General features: G+C 48.7%; 20 protein-coding genes and 1 riboswitch. Of the genes, 1 reads left to right on the forward strand and 19 read right to left on the reverse strand.

Annotated features, from left to right (window positions below; translation table 11 throughout):
* Nucleotides 1-518: 518 nt before the first annotated feature.
* From NYE45_RS27960 to NYE45_RS28040, 17 genes are all read right to left on the reverse strand, one after another.
* Nucleotides 519-1,166: a precorrin-8X methylmutase gene (locus NYE45_RS27960; protein WP_278297837.1), complete on the reverse strand. Its 648-nt coding sequence runs from the start codon at nucleotides 1,164-1,166 to the stop codon at nucleotides 519-521.
* A gap of 72 nt (nucleotides 1,167-1,238) precedes the next feature.
* Entirely contained in the window at nucleotides 1,239-2,009 is a 771-nt protein-coding gene (cobK, locus tag NYE45_RS27965) for a precorrin-6A reductase (RefSeq protein ID WP_340014788.1), read from the reverse strand.
* Nucleotides 2,006-3,256 (reverse strand): sirohydrochlorin chelatase, encoded by a 1,251-nt coding sequence (locus NYE45_RS27970; protein ID WP_340014789.1) that lies wholly within the window; start codon nucleotides 3,254-3,256, stop codon nucleotides 2,006-2,008. Before NYE45_RS27970 ends, cobK begins: the two co-directional genes overlap by 4 nt.
* A 267-nt stretch (nucleotides 3,257-3,523) precedes the next feature.
* The gene (gene cobJ / locus NYE45_RS27975; protein WP_340014790.1) at nucleotides 3,524-5,458 is read right to left on the reverse strand and encodes a precorrin-3B C(17)-methyltransferase; all 1,935 of its coding nucleotides are present in this window, start codon (nucleotides 5,456-5,458) and stop codon (nucleotides 3,524-3,526) included.
* A gap of 403 nt (nucleotides 5,459-5,861) precedes the next feature.
* Nucleotides 5,862-6,054, reverse strand: a riboswitch (cobalamin riboswitch).
* Nucleotides 6,055-6,256: 202 nt separating this feature from the next.
* A complete protein-coding gene (locus NYE45_RS27980) occupies nucleotides 6,257-7,093 on the reverse strand; it encodes a uroporphyrinogen-III synthase (protein ID WP_340014791.1) in 837 nt (278 codons plus the stop codon).
* A gap of 132 nt (nucleotides 7,094-7,225) precedes the next feature.
* The gene (locus tag NYE45_RS27985) at nucleotides 7,226-8,368 is read right to left on the reverse strand and encodes an endospore germination permease (RefSeq protein ID WP_340014792.1); all 1,143 of its coding nucleotides are present in this window, start codon (nucleotides 8,366-8,368) and stop codon (nucleotides 7,226-7,228) included.
* 62 nt (nucleotides 8,369-8,430) lie between these two features.
* Nucleotides 8,431-8,652, reverse strand: a complete 222-nt coding sequence (locus NYE45_RS27990) for a hypothetical protein (protein WP_062836859.1) — start codon at nucleotides 8,650-8,652, stop codon at nucleotides 8,431-8,433.
* Entirely contained in the window at nucleotides 8,645-9,844 is a 1,200-nt protein-coding gene (locus tag NYE45_RS27995; RefSeq protein WP_340014793.1) for a Ger(x)C family spore germination protein, read from the reverse strand. Before NYE45_RS27995 ends, NYE45_RS27990 begins: the two co-directional genes overlap by 8 nt.
* 4 nt (nucleotides 9,845-9,848) lie before the next feature.
* Entirely contained in the window at nucleotides 9,849-11,438 is a 1,590-nt protein-coding gene (locus NYE45_RS28000; RefSeq protein WP_340014794.1) for a spore germination protein, read from the reverse strand.
* A 188-nt stretch (nucleotides 11,439-11,626) separates the two neighbouring features.
* Nucleotides 11,627-11,962 (reverse strand): hypothetical protein, encoded by a 336-nt coding sequence (locus tag NYE45_RS28005; protein ID WP_340014795.1) that lies wholly within the window; start codon nucleotides 11,960-11,962, stop codon nucleotides 11,627-11,629.
* A 44-nt stretch (nucleotides 11,963-12,006) separates the two neighbouring features.
* Nucleotides 12,007-12,708 carry a pirin family protein gene (locus tag NYE45_RS28010; RefSeq protein WP_340014796.1) on the reverse strand — a complete coding sequence of 234 codons (702 nt, stop codon included), beginning with the start codon at nucleotides 12,706-12,708 and terminating at the stop codon, nucleotides 12,007-12,009.
* 339 nt (nucleotides 12,709-13,047) lie between these two features.
* Nucleotides 13,048-13,461 carry a DoxX family protein gene (locus tag NYE45_RS28015; RefSeq protein ID WP_062836855.1) on the reverse strand — a complete coding sequence of 138 codons (414 nt, stop codon included), beginning with the start codon at nucleotides 13,459-13,461 and terminating at the stop codon, nucleotides 13,048-13,050.
* A 52-nt stretch (nucleotides 13,462-13,513) separates the two neighbouring features.
* Complete coding sequence (locus tag NYE45_RS28020) at nucleotides 13,514-14,374, reverse strand: M56 family metallopeptidase (protein WP_340014797.1); 861 nt, start codon at nucleotides 14,372-14,374, stop codon at nucleotides 13,514-13,516.
* 1 nt (nucleotide 14,375) lies between these two features.
* A complete protein-coding gene (locus tag NYE45_RS28025; RefSeq protein ID WP_062836853.1) occupies nucleotides 14,376-14,792 on the reverse strand; it encodes a BlaI/MecI/CopY family transcriptional regulator in 417 nt (138 codons plus the stop codon).
* A 210-nt stretch (nucleotides 14,793-15,002) separates the two neighbouring features.
* Nucleotides 15,003-16,466 (reverse strand): catalase, encoded by a 1,464-nt coding sequence (locus tag NYE45_RS28030; RefSeq protein WP_340014798.1) that lies wholly within the window; start codon nucleotides 16,464-16,466, stop codon nucleotides 15,003-15,005.
* Nucleotides 16,467-16,755: 289 nt separating this feature from the next.
* Complete coding sequence (locus tag NYE45_RS28035; protein WP_076332450.1) at nucleotides 16,756-17,562, reverse strand: winged-helix domain-containing protein; 807 nt, start codon at nucleotides 17,560-17,562, stop codon at nucleotides 16,756-16,758.
* Nucleotides 17,538-17,933 carry a transcriptional repressor gene (locus tag NYE45_RS28040; RefSeq protein ID WP_340014799.1) on the reverse strand — a complete coding sequence of 132 codons (396 nt, stop codon included), beginning with the start codon at nucleotides 17,931-17,933 and terminating at the stop codon, nucleotides 17,538-17,540. The genes NYE45_RS28035 and NYE45_RS28040 overlap by 25 nt, the downstream gene beginning before the upstream one ends.
* Before the next feature lie 275 nt (nucleotides 17,934-18,208).
* On the opposite strand from NYE45_RS28040, the gene NYE45_RS28045 reads away from it, so the two are divergent.
* Complete coding sequence (locus NYE45_RS28045) at nucleotides 18,209-19,321, forward strand: diguanylate cyclase (protein WP_340014801.1); 1,113 nt, start codon at nucleotides 18,209-18,211, stop codon at nucleotides 19,319-19,321.
* A 127-nt stretch (nucleotides 19,322-19,448) separates the two neighbouring features.
* On the opposite strand, the gene NYE45_RS28050 is transcribed toward NYE45_RS28045, so the two are convergent.
* Complete coding sequence (locus tag NYE45_RS28050; RefSeq protein ID WP_340014802.1) at nucleotides 19,449-20,387, reverse strand: aldo/keto reductase family protein; 939 nt, start codon at nucleotides 20,385-20,387, stop codon at nucleotides 19,449-19,451.
* A gap of 166 nt (nucleotides 20,388-20,553) precedes the next feature.
* Complete coding sequence (locus tag NYE45_RS28055; protein ID WP_340014803.1) at nucleotides 20,554-22,149, reverse strand: histidine kinase dimerization/phospho-acceptor domain-containing protein; 1,596 nt, start codon at nucleotides 22,147-22,149, stop codon at nucleotides 20,554-20,556.
* Nucleotides 22,150-22,567: the final 418 nt, after the last annotated feature.

Below are 22,567 nucleotides of genomic sequence, written 5' to 3' on the forward strand. Positions count from 1 at the left end.
TTGGGCTGAATAATGCCCTGAGGTTTATTTGGGTAACTGATCATTCCATGCCAGTAGGACTTGGCATGGAATGTAGTTACTTGGTTTGTGTTTGAGCGTGTGTTATTCATTTTTGCTAGTTGGTGATATTTGAGGATTGACCACCTTATGACGGTGAACCAAGCTTACCCATTAAATACGTTTCAGTCATGTGAACATGAAGGTATGCCTTTTTGATGACATCGACCCTTTAACGAACCGAGGAAACGTTATTTGGGCCAAATTCCACTAACGAAAATTGTAACGAATCGTAGTGACGTTATTTCATTAAACAGACGTTGTTTTCACCACTTTTTGGCGTATTTCACCAGAATAGCGTTACTCAGGTTCGTTAAAATATGAAACGGATGATAATCCGTAATATAAGGCCTGTGAGGTTCGTCAAAGTCCGTTAAGATCGTTAAAAATCGTTAAAATTCGTTAACGCTCGTTTGCATCACGATTGCCTCTACTGACCTGTGGCGTTTACCTAAAAACGACTATGCCTTTACAGCCATCAGGGAGATAGCGTTCAGGGCGGCTACGACGATGGTACTTCCTCCTTTGCGGCCGATGTTGGTGATAAACGGGATGTCGAGCTTACGCAGCTCGTCTTTGGATTCTGCTGCGGATACGAATCCGACCGGCATACCGATGATCAGGCCTGGTTTGGCTTCACCTTCTTTGACCAGACGGATCAGTTCCAGCAGTGCTGTGGGTGCGTTACCAATGGCGTAGATTCCGCCTTCGTACAATTGGTTTGCTTTGCGCGTCGAGATGATTGCCCGCGTTGTGTTCAAGCGTTTGGCTTCCTCCATCACGTCGGGGTCGGAAATATGTACGTGCACATCTCCGCCAAAACCGCGAATACGATCCTTGCTTACGCCAGCTTGGATCATCTGTACATCAGCGATGACGGATTGGCCGGCGCGAAGTGCTGCAATCCCTGCTTGAATGGCATCCGGGTGGAACACCATGCTACGGCCCAGTTCGAAGTCAGCCGAGGCGTGAATGACACGCTGTACCACGGGATATTGCTCAGCTGTGAAAGGATGCTCACCCAGTTCCTCTGTGATCATCTCAAAGCTTTTGCCTTCAATCTCCTGTGGTTGTACGGTCAACGGTTTAAATTCCGTTTTGAAATCCATGTGCATTTCACTCCTTCAAGTAGTGGTGTCATTCAAAAAATTCATTATTCAAATTAAGACTATTAGGGCGTTCTACTGCACCAATACGCGCTTCAACTCGTCCAGTACACCTTCAAAATGATCAAACACTGTTCCAAATTCAGCCTCGGGGCGTGAAATCAGCACAACATGAATGCCCAGCTCCAGTGCAGACTGGATTTTCTCATCCACTGCTCCGGTCTTACCGCTCTCCTTCGTGACCATTACGGTCGTCGCATAGTGCTTGTACAAGGCTTCATTCATTTCGCGGGAAAAAGGTCCCTGCATCGCAATTATATTGCGCTGTTCCACGCCAAGCTCACCGCATTTCTCCATATTGTCGAGACGCGGGAGCATGCGGGCTACGAGACGAATGTCCGGATCACCGAGCAGGTGCTTGGTGAAGATCTGTAACGTTTTGCTACCTGTCGTCAGCATGACCGAGCCCTTGAGTTCTTTGGCCTTGAGTGCCGCTTCATCGTAGGAAGGTACGACATGCAGCAACGCATGATCATCGTACGCCAGACCCGTACGCTCATAACGAATGTATGGAATGCCCGCCTGCTTGGCTGCTTCCATCGCATTGGCATGGGCTTCTTCGGCAAACGGATGACTTGCATCCACGATGGCACGGCTACCTTTTTCACGCACCAGTTCCACCATGGCTTCCACGGTCAAACGGCCTGTCCGAACAGGTAATCCGGCTTCTGTCAGGCTATTCGCCGCACTGTCGGTTACAACAGAAGTCAGCACGTCTGTACCTTGCTGATGGATCTGTAGAGCCAGTTCCCGTGCATCACTTGTACCACACAACATGAAGATCATGGACGATTCACCTGCTCTGAAGTTGCTGCAACCTCAGCCTGATCGGGAGAAGCATCTTCTTGTGCATTTCCTTCATGCTCGTGATGCGTATGATGCAACTCTCCATCATGATCATGATGATAATCGAGTGATGCTTCACGATCGACGGCAGTCTGTTTATGCTCATGATCGTGGTCATGATCATGCGAGTGGTCATCATGTGCATGTACGTGCTGATGGTCATGCTCGTCATGATGATGCGAGTGATCATGATCGGAATGATCGTGATGGTGCGCATGGGTGTGTTCATGATGGTGATCGTGACTATGCTTGTGATCGTGATGATGGTGATCATGGTCGTGGTCGTGATCATGGTGATGATCGTGGTCATGCCCATGGTCGTGATCATGATGGTGATGATGGTGTTTGGCTGCTTCAAGTCTGAATTGGCAGTTGTCACAGTTGGCTGTTACACGTCCGTATAACCCCTCATGGGCCCGCTCCAGTACGAGTTCAACCAGCTTCGGGTGAAATCCAAAATATCCGCCAACCTCAACCTGAATATCTGGATGTGCTGCTGCAAATTCCGCGGTCATTTCATCAATGCGCTTGATCAGTACACCTGTGAACAGGAAATAAGGCATAATGATGATTTTCTTCGCACCCAGCAAGAGACAGCGCTCTAATCCATCCGGGAATGAGGGCTGAGTTACGCCAATAAAGCTGCTTTCCGTCCACTTGTACGGCAGTTTCTCCCATAACATCCGAGTCATTTTGAAAAAGTCACTGTTGGCATCCGGGTCACTGCTTCCCCGTCCAAGTACCAGTACTGCGGTCTCTTCATCCGTCACCGGAGCAGGTGGAGCCGCTACCGCTGTTCCGCCTTGGGATGCCACAAGTACAGGTTGAGCTTCTTGCAGACGGGTCTGCATGATTTGAACGACTTTCTCATGAACACCGATGGGACGACCATATACAAATTCCACCTGCGGATAACGTGCCTTGGCACGGTCAATAGCGTTAGGAATATCAATCTTGGCATGACCGGCAGCAAACAAAATGATCGGCACCAACACGACACGTGTTGCTCCTCGATCCACACAAGCGGTAACACCTTCCGCAATACTTGGTCTCGTTAACTCCAGAAAACAGGTCTCTACTAACGTATTCTCCGGCGCCTTCGCCGCTACCTCATTTGCAAATTCCTTCAGTTCCCGGTTCCCCTCAGGATCACGACTCCCGTGTCCCACCAACAATATTGCATCCATCTTTTGCTATTCCTCCTCCGCCTGACCCGTAGATCAGACTGTTCATATTCATTCGCCAATCCAGTTCATCCGGCAAAAACTACGCCAAACCAATCATTCATCCACGCGCTACATTACTCGTAATAATCCATCCATCTATGTCAGCTGAGATCCAGCGAATATTGCGAAATATTAGATACGTCCTGACTAGCTGCACCATCACGTTTCCCCGAAGGAGGCGATTCAGTCAAAGACTTAATCAAGGCTTATTCAGGAATGAGTACGGAATTAGTCACCACATATCGGGTTTACTTCCACCGTGACCGGTGCGTCCACATGACGGAAGCCCTGAATCACACCGACTCGTTTGAAGAATTTGTGGAATCGCTCGTTCGGATGGCCTTTTTCCTTGTAATCGGCTACAATGCGTTCCACAATCCCACCAATCTGGTCACCCGGAATTCCCTCCGCCACGGGCTGGGCAGGGTGAGCATTACGTCCGAACTTCTTGCCGCCGAGGAACAGGTCATATGCACCTTTGCGATACACGATACCGATATCCTCCAGCACTGCCCCGTAACATGCCATACCACAGCCATTCAGCGCCACACTCGTTTCTTTGGGTGCACCCAGTCCGCCAATCACGGCTTGTAAATGGTTAGCCATCGGTACAGCATCGTCCTTCTCCATGTTGCAGAAGTCACAGGCCTTCACCTTGATGACATCGCCGATCGGCACAACGATAAAATTCGCTGCACGCAGCTCTTCAACCAACGAGTCCGGTTCAAACGTCGGCACTCTCAAAATAATCTGGTGCTCCGGCGTGTACTCCAGCTCACCGTCTTCACTTGCGCACTGCGCCAGCAGCGCCATCTGGGCTGCGGTGAATTTTTTGTTGCCCACGCCGGGCGAGACGCCAACTTCGAACAGCGGCGCCTTGCGCCCAGGCTCGGGCGCAGTGCGTACCGCTGTTGCGGTCGCGGCCTGCGGTGCACTTGCCGCTCCGCTCGGCGCTGCTGCATCTAGCCAGCGGCTCGCCGATTCGCCCGCGAGCGCACCGCCTGCCGCGAGCCGCGTCAGCGCCTCGGCGGCGAGCGCAGCTGCCCCGGCGCGTGGCGCTTCGGCGACTCGGCCCGGAGCGGCCTCTGCCGCAACGGGCGCAGGTCGCTCGCCGGCAAGCACGGCGGTGCCGCCAGCGCTGCTCGCCGGGCTTGCCGCAGGCATAGCGGCAGCAGCCCCGGCGCCAGCGGGCGGCTGCCCTTGCGGGGCCGTGCCCGCTCCGGCGCTTGCGCCACGCAGGGCTGGCTCCGCCTGTGGCTGCGCGGCCGCTGCATCGCTGGCCACGCTCTCGCCCGCTGCCTCGCCGGAGGCGGCAGCGCGGGCTTCCCTTGCGCCGAGCGACCATGGCTCGGCTTCCGTGCGCAGTCGCTCATGAGGTCTGAGCGACTGTTCCGCGGTGTTCAGCGTGTATTTCCGCTGATACCCACGCGGTGTGACCATGAGTCCTTCGTACATCATGGTCGAGGAGTTGCCGATAATCACCGTCGTCAGCATGCCGATATCATGATTCAGCATATCCTCCAGAGTGGTCATGACAACGTCCTGACGCTCACGATAAGCGCTTTTCACCAGACCAACCGGGGTCTGTGGATCACGATAACGCAGGATCATTTCCTGCGTCTCCACGATCTGCCGTGTACGCCGTCCACTGCGTGGATTGTACAGAGCAATGACAAAATCAGCTGACGCTGCGGCTTCGACCCTGCGGATAATCGTCTCCCACGGTGTAAGGTGGTCACTAAGGCTGATCGTACATGCATCATGCATGACGGGGGCACCCAGCAGTGAAGCACAAGACTGAATGGCCGATACGCCCGGAATAACTTCCACGGCGACACCGGTATCCGGCTTCCAGCCTTGCTCCATCAGCACCTCGTACACCAGACCTGCCATGCCATATACACCTGCGTCACCACTGGAGATTACGGCAACAACTTTACCCATCTCCGCCTGTCGGACCGCCTCTTGTGCACGGCTTACTTCCTCCGTCATGCCCGTGCGTACAATCGCTTGCCCGTTCAATAGAGGTCGGATAAGATCCACATAAGTGTTGTATCCGATAATAACCTCGCTCTCCTGAAGTGCCTCGAGTGCCCGCTTCGTGATATGTTCCATCGCTCCCGGACCGAACCCGATAATCAGCAGCTTGCCTTGACCTTGCATTGCTTCTCCTCCTCCATCACACTTGTCGTACGGATTAAACAGTGAAGAAGGGCGGCAATGCCGACCTTCTCCCCAAACTGTACTGCATGTTCAATTCGTCAGCTCCGTTGACTCAGAGCATCGAACCTAGCTCTTATAAACTACCTGTATGATCAAACTGATCTATTCCTCAACCTTTAACTTCCCAACACAAAACTAAAGATCATAGGGATATAACTTTCATGTAAAAAACAAAAAAATCCCATCCTTATAACGGATGGGATACGCATGTACGTACACTCAAGAACACAGTCCCAGACTCCCGGAGGGTAATCCTGTGACTATGTGGCCAAGGGGGCCAGCCGGGCGAACCGCTTGTTCGCCCAATTCCTGATTCTTCGTACACCATTCCTTTCCGCGAAGGGTTCGGTGACACATGCAAGGTAGGTCTCCTGGCTTTGGATCATCAGCTTCCTTTTCTGTCTTCCCCGGCTTTTTGCGAGTGACTTGGATCAAAAAGGGCTTCACCATTACAGTGGCGGGACCGCTCGGGACTTTCACCCGATTCCCTGTTACCTCTTGCTGCACGCAAGAGCACCTTGCTTGTTTTCATTCAATATTGTTTTCATAATAACACCGCTCAGGAAATAATGTCCATGCTTATGATACTTGTCCAATCTTCTATTTTCAGACAAAACAGAAAAAAGTCCTGATCCAGAAATCGGATCAGAACCAGGAGTAACATATACATATACGATTCGTTTTAAATCATCCAACTACCTTAGGATTGAATGCACGTTAATACACATTGATCAACTGTTATTGCAGGCCACGGATCTTGTCCATATGACCCGCCGCAAAGTAACGTCCGAGTTCAACGATGAGTGCGCCCATCTTCTCTTCCTCTGGAATGACCAGCGCCTCAATGCCCTCTTCACGCATGGAGTTTGCTGTGACTTTCCCTACAGAGGCAGGGATTACACCTTGTCTGAAGGCTGCGAGCATCGGTTCAAGCTTGTCCTGCGATGCCGCATATTCGGTCAGAAATCGGACCTGAGGTCCACTCGTGAAGGCAACTGCATCAACCTCACGCTGTATAATCTCATTCAAAAGTTGTTCCAGCTCTGCCACTTCCGGCGGTACATGGCGATAAGGGAGCACTTGACGAACGATCGCCCCTTGTTCTTCCAACCAGGCTACAAGCTTGGGAGCTGTCTCCCCATGAAGCTGCAACATGACCTTTTTACCCTTAAGATCATGGGATGCAAACTCACGAATGAGCCCGTCCGTACTACCATCATCATCCCGTACCAGCGGCGTTAACTTGCGCTTTCTGAGTGCATTTACTGTCTTGTACCCTCTGGCTGCAATCGGCGATTCCGACAATGCATCCAGTAATTTTCCCGCCACTTCCATATCCTCGGCCATCTCAAACAACGCGTCCAATCCCATGCCCGTGGTCAATACCGCCCAGTCCGGCGGGTCCGAGATCCAGGATACCAGCCCGTCCCTGATATTCCGGTCATCCAGAAATACCGTTCCCTGTGCCGGTCGCACAAGCGGGATTCCACCCATTTTTTCAACCAGTAAGGACATTTCTTTCGATTTTCGTGGTCCTGTCAATGCTACACGTACACCTGCCAAATGTTGAGCCATTCATGTTCCCCCCGTTAGTTCAGCCGAATGTTCATCTCAGTCTGACTACAGTATACAGGGTACTTCTGTGAAGGGAAACTGCACTTCCCCTCTTTTTGCCCGTTCATCTATAACGATTTTTGATGGAATGTATCAGGAAGGCTGGAGTTCTCCACCGTGAGAATCCTTCCGTCCTTTCTCCACGTCCTTCATGGAATCTTTCGATTCTTGTGCCTTCTTTTTGCGAGGACGAAGGAATAGAAACAGCACGAGAGGGAACAGCACTTCAAATACAATGGCGATCCATGTCCATTCCCGAGTAAATCGATAGAGCTGAATTGCGTTTCTGAAAAACCAGAAGGCACAGACAAAACCCACCAGCGCGACTGGACCTGTCATGACCTTTCCCGATACGTTCGGGATCATTCGCTTCAATCCCCAGCAGACAAAATACAGATCAAATGCAATTTTCGTAATCATGGTAGGCAAGGTTGCCGCTGCCAGCGCCAGGTCAAACCGGTCCAGAAAGTCACTGATTTGCAACTGCCTTGCCAGTTCATACGAAGGGTATACCAGTCTGGAGGCGATCGGCACACCAATCGACGTGATGGTTTCCACCATGATCAGCATCATCAGCAATCCGGAAATAATCATCCCCCAGAACACAGGCTTGAAGCGAAAATCACTGCCCTTGACGACGAAAGGCAATGCGATCATCTCGCCATAAAAAGAAAATATGTACCAGCTCCCTTTACCCACACCCGCCGGATCGACATGAAAGTAGGGCATCAGATTATCCATATTCACTTGCTGAATCAGCATGAAAGGCACAATTACAGAATTCAACAGGAACAGGGTAACATACAGTTCTGCCATCCCGATCAACGAGCCCAGCCCACCTCTGACGATAAATACCGCCATAATCATAAGTGACAATACCACAATTGAGATCGGTGTCGTCTCCAGCAAGGTTATGCTGACGTAATCACCAATTAATCGGATATCTCTTGCAAATACGAAGAAAAAAAACAGAATGTACATGACGCCTGCGAGTCTTCCCAACAAGGGGAACCTGTCAGCTAACGCTTCAAACAGATCCTGGTTGGGAAATCTCCGCTGAACCCGGCTGATCATCCACATGGATACAATCATCACCAAAACAACTGGTACATACGAGAGGTAAGCGTGCTGTTCCGCATAAAAGATGGCCTGTGCATGGGGTTGAATCAACGTGCCCGTAATACTGAGCAGCAGCACAAGCAGCACGATCTGTCGATGAGTCACACTCTGATTCATACCGTGCCTCCTTTCCATCATTTATTATTTAATCTGTACTCCGCACCATCCTTAGTCTGCATCTATGGTAACGGTAAGAATCGCTGAATAACATGGCTGATCCATACCGCTACAAAAAAGGTTTTGCTCAAATGGGTTATATATAACCAAATGCCTGTTCCCAGTGCAATCAGCCCATAGGATAACCAGCGATTAATAACTGCCGCCTGCTTCAGATGTCTGAAATCCATCACAATAACCACGATGACCATACCCAGATAGGTGAACAAAAGTGGTTTAATCATGTACGATATCCTCCTCAACCACACCGATCGGTTTATTGACTACCCCTACATTTTCAATAATGACATGGGGATTAACGTTCACCTCAACATCAGGATAGATATCATCCCATCGATCCTTCATTTTGTCCCACTCTTTAGGTAAGTGCTGATGGATCGACCGACCGATCCCAAGAATATCGGCATGATATTTTTGCTGAATTAATCGAACTCCTTCAACGATATCCTCTTTTATTTTTTTGTGGATCGCGTCATTTAGTTTCAGTATCTCTTTCTCACGCAGATCACCGTAATTCGATTCGTTATCTACTACGACTCCTTTGGCGTACAATTGAATGGTCACGGTAACCTTGTCATCCTTGACAGTGGGGCGCAGTGAAGAGTTGTTCTCGTTCAGCTTGATGAATATATCTCCTTCTCCGCGTGGAGACTTGACCATAACTTCCGGCGAATTGGCTTCCCCCATAGCGAGGATCAGAGCATCGGCGGGGGCCTTGTCAATCATGCCAACCAGCTTGTCTTTCTTGAACACCGCCAATCCATCCAGCTTGATATTTGTTTTGGCATCCTTCCAATCTTTTGGAACATTTTCCACTTTCGAAGCAACCGGCAGGAATGGATCCACGCCATCACTAAGAATGGCATCGATAAACGTTTTGAGTGAACGTGGATTCCGCATATTTAGAAAGCACAGCTCTCTCACCATCTCGGATGGGAATTTTTCTATAGGTGCATCCGTATCCATCACGGCGTATGCCTCACCTTTTGTAACGACTGGCAATGCTGAAAAGCGGTTAAGCGGGTAACGTGTAAACAAATCGAGCATGGAGGCCACGCCGTCCCGGGCAAGTTCTTCCCCAATGAGCATGGTACGGCGGTGCGCATAATAAATCCTGCGAGATAGCGCTTTTTGGCCCTCAAGTGTGGTCCCTCGCAGCGTCTTCGCCGTGTTGGACAACATGAACCATGATTTGTCCCCGCTTGTACCTCCCCCGCCTCCCGTACTGCCAGAAGCACCGGATTGACCGGGAAGCGCAATCTGCAGACTGGATCTGTAGTTCTCCCCTTCCTTATCAATGGCAATTCCGATCACAAAGGCAACATCATTAATCTCCTTACGATCCCAGCATCCTGCTATGAAAAGGGTACATAGCAGCAACATCAATACGGCGCGAATTTTTCGAATAAGAAACATGTGTTCACCATCCTTCCTCAGCTTCAGGCGAACCATTGATCTTTTCATTCATCCGTTTCTGGTTATCCTGGACCGTAGAAGGACGATTAATCATTTTCCACCACGGCACACGAATGAGAATATCTTTGGTATCTGTTTTGCTGTACGGGCTAAGACCTGACAGATATGGCACACCAAACGAAGTCATCTGTGTCAGATGCACCGAGATCAGGACCAAACCGATCACAATACCATACAGTCCGAGCATGCCCGCCAGTAACATGATAGGAAATCGCAGCAAACGCACCGTAATCGCAAAGTTAAACCGCGGAATCGTAAAGGAAGCTATACCTGTCATCGATACAATAATAACCATCGGCGCCGATACAATCCCCGCCTGAACTGCGGCCTGTCCGATCACGAGGGCACCGAGGATACTGACGGCCTGACCCACCGTTTTAGGTAACCTGACCCCGGCTTCCCGGAGGGCTTCGAACGATAGCTCCATGATGAGGGCTTCCACCAGAGCCGGGAAAGGGATGGCTTCCCGAGCACCGGCAATACTCAGAATCAGCGTGGTAGGTAACATATCCTGATGAAAAGTCGTGATCGAGATATACAAGGCGGGTAGGAATAGAGCGATAGCTACGAATAAAAAACGGATCCAGCGTACCAGATTACTGATGAAGAATCGTTCATAGTAGTCCTCGCTGGCCTGAAGCATCTGCCACATCGTGACTGGAGCAATCAACGCAAAGGGAGTACCGTCTACCATAATGGCAAACCGCCCTTCCAACAGGTTGCCTGCTACCGTATCCGGACGCTCGGAATAGTGCATTTGCGGGAATGGCGAATACGGGTGGTCCTCAATCAATTCCTCGATATAACCTGTCTCCAAAATGCCGTCGATACTTATTTTTTCCAGACGTTTCTTCACGTCCCGTATCAACTTCGGATCAGCAATATCTTCCATATAGGTCAGAACGATATCCGTCTTGGTTTCTGTACCAAGGGTCATACTAACCATCTTGAGTGAGGGGGTTTTCAGCTTAAACCGCAATAAAGCCGTGTTCACGCGCAGCGTTTCGGTAAATCCCTCTCGCGGTCCCCGAATTACGGATTCCGTCTGAGGTTCCTCCACACCGCGTCTGACGCCGCCTTTTACGTTGAACATCCAGGCTTCGCTACTGCCATCGACCACCAGAAGAGCCGAGGATGCCAGTACCCCTTCTGTCGCAGCAGCCCAGGTTTCAACACGCTTCACTTGGGTCAGCTCAACGGTTGTATCATCCAGCGGAACATCAGGTTTATCTGTACGCTGCTGCACCAGCCCTCGGATAATCGGACGCAGCATATGCTCCTGGATATCGGCCGAGTTCACAATGCCTTCAATATAGACCAGAAGTCCTTTGACTTCTGGCGTAATCATAACGTTGCGGAAAACCACATCAGAACAATCGGAGAAGATTTCCTTTACCGCCTGAATCTGAGTTTCATGTATTGTACTGATCGGCTGCCGAATAAAAGGCGGGGACGGCAGTCCCAGAGGGATATGTTTTTTTTCTTTTCGTTCGGGTTGTCGGGACTTGTCTTTCCCAGATGTTTTGTCTGCCATATGCCGCCCCTCCGTTCTTATTTTTATACAAGGTAGCTTGTGCCAGACAGCTGGGAATTATGTGGTCTATTTTTGCAAAATTACGAATGAGTTCTCTAAATCCAGACAGCAAAAAGGCCCCTGTATTTAACAGAGACCTCCTTAACTATTCCAAAACCTGTTCAACCTATATTTCAGACACGGCCTAGTTAATCGGCAAAATAATCTTCAGGGACATAACGAATCTCCGACTTCGCATAAATGCTCAGCGTGTGACGCTCCCTGTCGTACTCTACCCGCTCACCCTCTACGTAGTACCAGTGCTTCAAAAGGGGCTGATCCTTGCGTTGAACGAAACGAAATACATTCAGTTCCTGTCTAAGCTCCATAACTTGTTCCACAGTCTGCTCGTCCAGACCCGTAACGGTAAAAATAAAACCTGTGCCCTCCTGTTGGAAGCGATAGGAAAGCGCGTCTGTTTTACTATTTGCCAGTCCTCGTCCAGTCACCGCATGTTTAACCATAAACCATTCCTGTTGCGCCATAAGTGCATATCCTCCTTCATCTTGGAGTTCACTCCATCAGCCATTTACGGCAGATCAATAATCATATAGAACGTATCTTCGTTTGCTTGCAGCTCTATTGAATCCCGCTGTTCCACACGAGCCGTGTCTCCTTCATTCAACAGGTGCTCTCCATTCAATCCCAGCTTGCCTTCAATGGAGAAAATGTACATCCGGCGGCCCGTATCCTGATTAAAGGTTAATGTCTCGTCTTTGGTCAAACGTCCAAGGTAGATCGTCATATCCTGATGAATGGTCGCAACTCTTGGACCCCCATCTGGCGATACAATAGGTACAAGCTTACCTGCCAGTGCTGCTGGATCAAATGATGTGGTCTCGTAGGAGGGTTGCAACCCTTTCGTATGCGGCATGAACCAGAGCTGGAGCAAACGTACCTCTTCGGTATCGGATGCATTATGCTCGGTATGAATCATGCCACTGCCAGCTGACATTCGCTGAATACCGCCAAATGCAGTAACGGCCACGTTGCCCAGGTTATCCTCATGTCGTAGCTTACCGTTCAGTACGATGGATACAATCTCCATGTCACTATGTGGGTGAGCCCCAAAACCGCGACCTGGAGCAATCACATCGTCGTTCGCTACCCGCATCGGTCCAAACGCCGTATTCTCCGGGTCCTGGTATTCTCCAAAGGAAAAGCTGTGACTGCCACGGAGCCAGCCTCGATCAAAGCTGGAGCGGGCATCGGATGGAATGACGTTAATCATAAAATGCATCCTCCTCATCTTAATTTGATGTATTTAACTTCAAATTTATATTCTTATTTTTCTTTAGTAACATACTTATTCTCATTGTATCAGAACAGAGGCATGACGTCCAAACAAGGTGAAACGGCTGTCACCGTCCTCTAGCGACTCAGCGTGTTTCATTCCGAAGAACTATAGAGAAGGATGGCGAAATAATATACTTCCATATATTAAAAAAAAAGCTCTCTACCGATCAGCCCGGTTCGCAAATACATTTCCCGAACCGGCCTGGTCAATAAAGAGCCTCGTTGCAGAACTCATCCTGCAATTCAATATTTTTTTAAGCGATCGTTAGTCAGTTCAAGCACTCACATTCTGGCGAGCGTTCCCCTGTCTGGAGAAAAGATGATCTACAGCCAGGAAGCGGCTTCCTGTGAAGAGCAGTGTCAGGGAACCCGCCAGCAGCAGGTAATCGAACTCGGTACCACTCATGAACGGCTCACCCACTTTGGCTGTAAGCAGAACGCCACCCATAACGATGACAAACAGGGCAGCAAACACACGTGTTCCCAGACCCAGAATCATCGCCGCACCACCCACCAACTCAATGATGGCTACAACCGATGCAAGGAATCCGGGAATACCGATACTTTCGAAGAAACCTACCGTACCGCTGATTCCACCCTCAAATTTACTCCAGCCGTGCAATACAAAGATCAAACCGATCATAATCCTTGAGAAAAGTAATCCTATCTCTACACTTTTGTTATTCATGTTCATCTTCCTCCCTAGTATTATATTCAACCTCACATTTAGCCAAGTTGATTTATCCAATGGACCAAACAAACAAGATAGACAGCAACAGGAAAACGGTAGCCGACATCAGAACAGCATAGCGTGGCAATCTCAGCGTTACGTCCTTTTCCGGGTCAAGCAGACGTGAAATCCGCACATTTACGGATGTGTCTGCAAATGAAGATTGAACGGTCAGTTCTTTGGCTCCCCAAGGCTCAGGACAAGCCCGGAGCAGCTTGAGCAAAGCACTGCCAATGCCTGCCACATTGCCTGTACGCTCGATGGCCTCATTGTCCGCCAGAATCTCTCTCACGATATTGTAATGTTTCGAAGTATGCTTCAATACGGGAATATAAGGCATCATGATTGCAAATACCGATAACAGCGTCGTCTTCAGTGGGTCACGGTGCCACAGATGATGAACTTCGTGGTACACAACTGCGGTCTCCTCTTCAGCATCCAGCATCGTCAGAAGTCCTGTGGAGAGTACGATACAAGGTCTCCATAGACCAATTGTGAATGCAACCGGCGACGGCTTGTCCACCACAATGAATCCGGGCTGACCGAGATGGTGATACCTGGACTCCATCTCGCGGGATAATACACGAACCTCCATGGAGCGAAGTTTACGCACAGCTGCTCTCGTTTTCATCATACGAACCGTTAGCAACCAGCCTGTTCCGGCAAATGTCAGCAAGACCAGTGCCAGCAGGAAATGCCCAACGGATAACCAGCCCAGACGACTCATCCAATGATTGCAGAGCCAGAGCAGATTAAACGGGATATCCCAGCCAAAAATTTTGTACATCGCGTACATGAACATCTGCATGAACACGAGTAACGGAATGCCAAACCCGACGGTAAACAACAACTTCGAGCGGGCCTTCCACATCTTAATCGCTATCCTTTTTCCACTGTTTGATCTTCTGTTCCAGGCGTTCAATCAGACCCGCATCTGCTTCATCCAGCGCATCCAGCATATGATTCAATGCCAACGCTCCGAATTCATCCACCAACTCATGTGACAGTTCCTTGGATTGGTCGTTCATAAACTCCTCCTTGCTCTGTACCGGTTGGTACATAGATGTTCTGCCCTTTTGTGTCTTGCCAAGCAGTCCTTTGTCCACGAGCCGGTTCATTACGGTCATGACTGTATTAAAATTGACGTCTTTGTCTTGTTCAAGTGCGGTCTGCACTTCACGGATGCTGCTGCCAGGACGAGCCCATAGAATGTCCATAATCTTGGCTTCCAGCGGACCGAAAAATCGGTTGAGCCCACGCTCACCCACTTTGAAATTGTGTATTCTCATTTTCTGACACCCCTCACACTACCCATTGTAGTGCCATCATATGAGAAGTCAACCTTTATGTCAGCTATTTTATGTAAATGATTTGTAAATTTGTTTTCCATTTCAGCAAAAAAAGCGAAAGACCGAGGAGTTCCGCACGTTCACGGTTCTGCCCGGTCTTCACCGAATATCAATCAATATTATGTTGTGCAAACAGGGTCATACTGCGTTTTATTTTCCATCCTGTGAAGGCATATGTGCAGAAATATCCACACCAAGTCCATGAGCCAAACGTCCACCAAGCTGTCCATCCGCCCGGAAGAAGTGGCAGAGGGCACGCATTTGAATATCTACAGATACACCCTTGAGGTCATTGATCAGGTTATCCAACAGATGCTGCTGCTCTACAGGGGTAAATGAACGGAAAAGCTCCCCTGCCTGCGTATAATCATCCGTTTTCTCGATTTTCTCGCGTGTAACGTGCCCTTGCAACGGAACCTGACTATCCCGGTATGCCGGATCTTCCTGTGGGCTGTTTCCGGAACTGTTGGGTTCATAGTTCACCGGAGAGGGGTCCTGATTCACATTCATGAGTCCATCACGCTGATGATTACGAACAGGTGCGTACGGGCAATTCACCGGAATTTGCAAATAGTTCGTACCAAGCCGGTGACGCTGTGTATCCGGATAAGAGAATAAGCGTCCTTGCAGCAATTTGTCTTCGGAAGGCTCAATTCCAGGTACCAATGCACTAGGAGAAAAGGCCGCCTGCTCCACTTCAGCAAAGAAATTCTGCGGATTCCGATTCAGCGTCATGGTGCCCACCGTATGGAATGGCAATACATCTTCAGGCCACGTTTTGGTTGGGTCGAGCGGATCAAAAGCAAAATCATCCATCTGATCAGGCTTCAATAGCTGTATCTGAAGCTTCCACTTCGGGTATTGCCCGTTCTTGATATGTTCATGCAGGTCTCGGGTAGCATGGTTAAAGTCCTGTCCCTGAACTTCGGCAACTTCCTGACGAGAGAAGCCTCGAACCCCTTGTGCAGACTCCCACTTATATTTTACATAGTGGACCTGCCCCTGTGCATTAATCCATTTGAAAGCATGTACGCCGAATCCATCCATCTCCCGATAACTCGCTGGTGTGCCCAGATCAGAGAACAACCATGTCATCATATGCGTTGACTCCGGTGAGAGGGTCATAAAGTCCCAATATCGCGCCGGTTCCTGAATATTCGTATCCGGAGCTGGCTTCAGGGAGTGAACCATGTCGGGGAACTTCATGGCATCACGAATGAAGAACACTGGCAGATGGTTGCCGACGAGATCATAGTTGCCTTCCCGTGTGTAGAATTTAACGGCAAATCCACGCGGATCTCGTGCAGTCTCTGGTGATCCCGTACCGTGAATAACGGTTGAGAAACGAACCAGCACATCTGTCTCCGTACCCGGATCTTGCAGGAAATCTGCTGTTGTATACTCCTTCATGCTCTGCTCCAGCGTGAATACACCATGAGCACCTGCTCCTCTTGCATGTACCACCCGTTCTGGAATACGCTCACGGTCAAAGTGGGCAATTTTCTCAATGAGATGGTAGTCTTCAAGCAGTGTCGGCCCTCTTCTGCCTGCTGTACGGGAGTTCTGATTGTCACCTACGGGTGCGCCCTGATTGGTTGTCATACGTTCTGTCATCATGTCGTCCTCCTCTAATGGGTTTCACGGCTGCTATATATCTACTATTAAAATCATATTCGGCGTCGAATTAAATATACATTTAGACTTGATCTAACTGTTAAATTGATTCTAACATGTCCCGCTCTGCTCTTGCATGAGGTTCACATGAGTTTAAGATGAGATTCTTACACCCTTCATGAATGAAGCATGAATATATATTTAAGGAAATGATTCAGATCTGCCTATCTATTAGGTAGTACCCGAAAAAGCGTGAAGTGAACGATAAAATTAGACAAAAAAAAGCGGACTAATCCGCCAGGCGGTAGCCCACTCCTCTTACTGTTACGATATATTGCGGCGAAGACGCGTTATCGCCCAATTTTTTGCGCAAGCTTTTAATATGAACATCGACCACATTACTTCCACCGGTAAAGTCCGTCTCCCAGATATCACTGAGCATTTCCTCACGGGAAATGACTGCACCTTTGGCATCGATCAGCTTAAGCAACAGGTCATATTCGGTCTTGGTCAAGTGAATGCGGTTATTATCGCGCTGTACACTCATGCGTTCACGATCGAGCCACAGATCCTTGAATCCGATACGTTGCCCTTCCTCAGGTAAAAATCCACGTTTGGGCAGAGCAGGACTATTGCCAATCATACGCTGTACCCGGTAAAGAGCTTCCTGCGGACGTGCAGGCCACACCAGCAATTCCTCCTGAAGCATCGGTCCACTCGCGCTGCCGATCATCTTCTCACCGACCAGATACAGACAAGGCGTTGTATGTTCTGCCTCACGGTTCAATCGGCTACTGATCCCAGCGAATGCATCGATGGTTCCAGCAACAGACAGATCATAGATCAGCAGATCGAAGACAAGACGCTCATGCAGATCCGGTTCCCAACGATGAAAGACCAGCACATCGAAGCAGCTATCCGTCAAGGCCTTTACCAGTTCATGTACCTGCCCCGGCATCGGGCTAATTAGAATAACACGCCGTGTAACAGGACAATTGTCCACAAGAGGTGCTGAATCGGACAAGGCTGGTTTAACCCGCAGGGGTAAACGACGGCCAGGCAGCTTTATTTTTACTTGATCCGTTTGTTTCTGCATTCCCCGCAGACACCTCCAAAGACCACATGAGCATGGTCGATTGCATATCCGGTTTCTTCAGCTACCTGTTTCATCCATTGTGGAGGAACCTCCGTCATCACCTCGTCCACTCTGCCGCACACTTCACACATAATGTGCTGATGATCATCCATGCGGGCATCGTACCGGCTTGCTGTCTCCCCGAGCTTAAGCTCCCGGATCAATTCTTTGTCCGTCAGATAACGAAGAGAATTATATACCGTACCATAGGCCAGATTATATCCTTGTTCTACAAGTCGATTCATAACATCAGCAGCTGTCGGGTGATCCTCTGAATGGCGCACCACATCATATACCGCTTGCCGTTGTATCGTCAGATTTAAAGTTCTCACAACCATTTCTCCTTTATTATTGATGCATTTTATATGAAATCAGACGCTGATCTTCTGCTTACTATAGTTTTCCCTTAAAAGAAGGAATGAATTTTGATTTAGATTAAGTATAAATCTCATTGTATAATGAAGTCAATATCCACGCCAACAACCCGGATATGGAATTAAAAACGTCTTTCCCAGCAATCCCCTCAGTAATTTGGGATAATATGGTTCGCTACAGCATCATTTTTCAGATAAAATGTAGGGATGTGCGTAAAAAGGGGGACTGTCGGTTGTTTAGCACTTTTTTCATCAATATCTGTGTCATGATTACGTTTATGTATGTGTCCGGAATCATCGCCAAGTTCTATAGTATCCGATTGCCTTTTCCCTCGTTACGTGTTCAGTTGATCGGCGGCTTATTATTCGGCATATACGGCACAGTACTCATGAACTATTCCTTCCCTCTGAACGAGAGTACGATTGTCGATCTACGGCATCTGGCTATCGTCACCGCAGCGGTATATCTGGGAGGACTGGCTTCGGTCATTACGGGACTCGTTATCTCGATCCTTCGTATTCTGATGTTTGGCATATCTTCCTCTGCCATTGATGCAGGATTTGTCATGACGCTGATTGGACTATCCGGTGTATATTTCGCCTATGCTTCCTGGTCCAGACTGACCAAAATTATTACGATGAATCTGCTAGGCATAACGTTAATATTTATCATCCTTATGCTGAACACGGACAGCATGAATTCATTAATGAAGGTATATCCGTTACAGATGACCATTTCTTTTGTCGGTGGAATCTTTATCTATTTCATCGCAGAATTTATTAATAAATCGAATGAAATGTTATTTCTTCTGGAGAGAAGAGCATCTACCGACCATCTTACCAACCTGAGCAATCGACGACAGTTCGAAAAATCACTTCAATCGGAGCTTCAGCATGCGCGGGAGTACCAACAAAAGCTGTCCTTGCTGGCCATCGACATTGACCGATTCAAAAAAGTAAACGACACCTTCGGTCATTCCGCCGGTGATGCGGTTCTGAAGCAACTCGGACAACTGCTCGTTGAACATGCGCGTTCCACCGATATCGTGTCACGAAACGGTGGTGAAGAATTCGCCATTCTCTTGCTCGATTGTGGACAACGTCAGGCCATGGCTATCGCTGAATCGATCCGCCAAGGGGTAGAGAGATATCAATTTGCCCTGCCTGACGGGCACACGATACGTCTAACCATTTCCATTGGTGTAGCTGTGTATCCGGATCATTGCGATGATCATGATGATAACGACTTCTTCGAACAAGCCGACCGTGCTTTATATGAAGCCAAGAACACAGGGCGCAACCGCGTGTGTGCCTTACCACTTCGTTCTCTGTCTCTTACGCTTTAAAGCCTGTTATCACCTAATCATGTTCCACTTCACAAAAAGGGATGTCTCGTTCGCCATTCTGGCGTATGGGACATCCCTTTGCTTATGGATTATTTTATATCATCCGAGCTTGTGTGCTGACAGGAGATTAAGCAAGGATGCCCTCAATTTCCTCGATAATGGCAGCATCCAGCTTCACGCCAGATGCAGCCGCATTCTCTTTTACCTGCTCGGGACGACTCGCCCCTACAAGTGCACTGGATACATTGTTCTGGCGCAGAATCCAGGCCAAGGCCAGTTGGCCAACCTTCAGATCTAGCTTGTCCGCCACTTCAATCAGTTGACGAACTTTCCCAATGCGATCCGCATTGATTTTCCCTTCATCCCAGCCCAGTTTGGCCGCACGGCTATTCTCCGGAATATCGGAAACGGACGTATATTTCCCGGTCAATAGACCTTGAGCAAGCGGGGAGTATACGACTTGTCCGATACCTTTACGCTCACCCAGCGGAATAATTTCATTTTCAATATATCGGTCGAACATGTTGTAAACTGGCTGATTGACCACGATATGATCCAGGAGCAGACGATCTGCTGTACCCAAAGCAGCTTCCATCTGAGCCGCAGTCCACTGGCTGACGCCAACATACAACACTTTGCCCTGACGTACCAGATCATCGAGCGCGCGGAGTGTTTCTTCAATCGGTGTTTCTGTATGATAACGATGGCAATAATAGATATCCACATATTCAACGCCTAAGCGCTTCAAGCTGGCTTCACATTGCTCCTTGATATGTTTGCGAGACAGGCCCTGGTCATTCGGACCATCACCCATTTTGCCAAATACTTTGGTTGCAAGTACATAGGAGTCACGGGAGTACGCTTTGAGCGTCTGCCCCAGCAGTTCTTCTGCTGCACCCCGTTCGTATACATTGGCTGTATCAAAAAAGTTAATACCTTCATCGAATGCAGTTTCAATTGATTTAACCGCATTTTCACGTTCCACATACCCTCCGTACGTCAGCCAGCTTCCCAGGCTGATCTCGCTTACTTTCAGTCCGCTTCCACCTAATCTGCGATAATCCATTGATTGCATATCCTCCTCTATTGGTTATAAAGATGAAGTTCACATTCTATTGTAACGTAACCAGCTCGGAATAAAAGGGCTTTGGCTCAGAAAATGGAAAATTCAAAGAAGCGCACCCATAACAGGTGCGCCAAATTAAGAAATTCATATTCGTCTGTCTGCGCAATTAAGGCAGCGTAATACTTAATGCGTTCAACAGATCCGCCTGTCTGACCGGCTTCGTTAGAACAGCATCAAAGGTTTCGGCTTCATGCAAGGCAATATGCATGCCATAGGGAACCAGAGCAACGACGGGCAGATTCTCCAGCCGCTGTTTCAGTTCATGTACAAAATCGACTGCGCCACCTTCCAGTAATCCCATATCCACAACGGCCACATCCGGCTTGAAGCCTTCCTTGATCCAATCATGCGCTACGGTCGAACCGGAGGTCATATGCACATCCATCTCCCATCTGCGCATCAGGGAAGAAACGCCTTGCAGAATATCAGGGTCTTTGGCAAGCAATACCTTTCTGCCTTTTAACCGCTGCTGAACACTTGCCAGCTGTGGCAACTCCCAGTACCTGCGTAATGGAAGGCTAATCTGAAATTCCGTCTCATTCTCCATCATACGATCCACCTGAATACGGCCATGCATGAGAATGGCAAGATTCTGACTTACCGCCAGACCCAGATTGCTTCCGATCAGTTTTTGGATATCCGATAACATCTGGCCCGTGTACTTCACCTTGAGCACAAGTGTACCGGTCTCCTCAGTCTCTTCTCCGTTCACCACTGCCGTGATCAGAACCGACCCTTCACGCGTTGAATCCATAGCATACTGAATCACATGTGCAAGCAGCTGACCAATCTTGACTTCATCACCAACGAACACTTGCGACACATTCAGTTCGAGATTTAATCCCAACTCAATGTTCTTGCCCGCTGCAATCCCCGCATAGAGATAGACGGTATTCTCAATGGTGCCGACCAGATCGAACGGATCATCATGTATAACGGTTTTACCTGCCTCATTAATATTGAAATTCATCATATTATTGAGCAAGGAGAGCAGGATATTGCCGCTCGTCTCAATCATATTCACATATTCCGACTGCTCCTCAGACATATCCGGAGTACGCATCAGATCCGTCAGTCCAAGGATGCCGTTCAACGGATTGCGAATCTCGTGACTCATCAGCTTTAGCATCTGCGCTTTGGTCATGGCCTCCGATTCGGCCCGTTCCTTCTCTGCCTGGAGCTGCTCTTGCATTTGTTCCGAATCACTCAGTTTCCGCTCCTGTACATGCAGCGTGCTCTCCAGATCGACAACATAACCCAGGAATACAGCCATCGCATTCAGTGTCTTCATGTCGGTTTCGCTGATCACGTAATCAGGATTATCCATCAGACAAATAGTACCGAATGTTTCACCGGATCTTCGCATGATGGGCACCCCCACGAAGAAACGATTCCCGAGCCCACTCGTGACATCCATAGATCGTGTCATCGGATGTTCACATGTATTCTGGATGGTAAGAACACTGCCCTTATCTCTTAATACCAGACTGCAATATGATTCGTTAAATGAAAGTACACTGCCTTTAACGATTAACTCTTCCGTACGGTTAAAGGCCTCCAAAATGACATTCGTTACCCCGTCATTCGTGGCAACGAAGATGGTATTGACCTTCAATATACCGCTTAATACGTCTACGATATGGGCCGCAGCTTCCTTTATATCTTCATAGAAGCCTCTCGTAATGCCTTCTGCCGTCCCCATGATTCACCCCTCTTATCTTAGCTGCACTTTCAAATCTGTATATCAGAATGTTTAATCACGTACAGGGGTCATCAAAAATCCGAATAGCTGTCACAATCTATACTTATATGATTAACACCGTAGAAGTATAAGAGAATCATACTCCCTGCCCATAGCCCATTTTTGGACAAAAGCAGGTCTTAAACGGATGGCTTAATAACCGAAAAGTCATGTCAAAGCTCCTTTTCGTATTGATCAAAACCCATCTTGTCCGACTTCGGATATTATACTTGCAGAATAACTAGAAATTATACGCTTCCGCTCAGACTTTGGGAACCTTTATCCGCAGCAATTAAAGGAAAGTCCACTTTGTCCAGTACGCTGTGTGATCATTATCACACCAAAAAAACCACATATAGTTTATAAATGGATAATACGA

Source organism: Paenibacillus sp. FSL K6-1318, from assembly GCF_037976905.1.
Classification (GTDB): Bacteria; Bacillota; Bacilli; order Paenibacillales; family Paenibacillaceae; genus Paenibacillus; species Paenibacillus amylolyticus_A.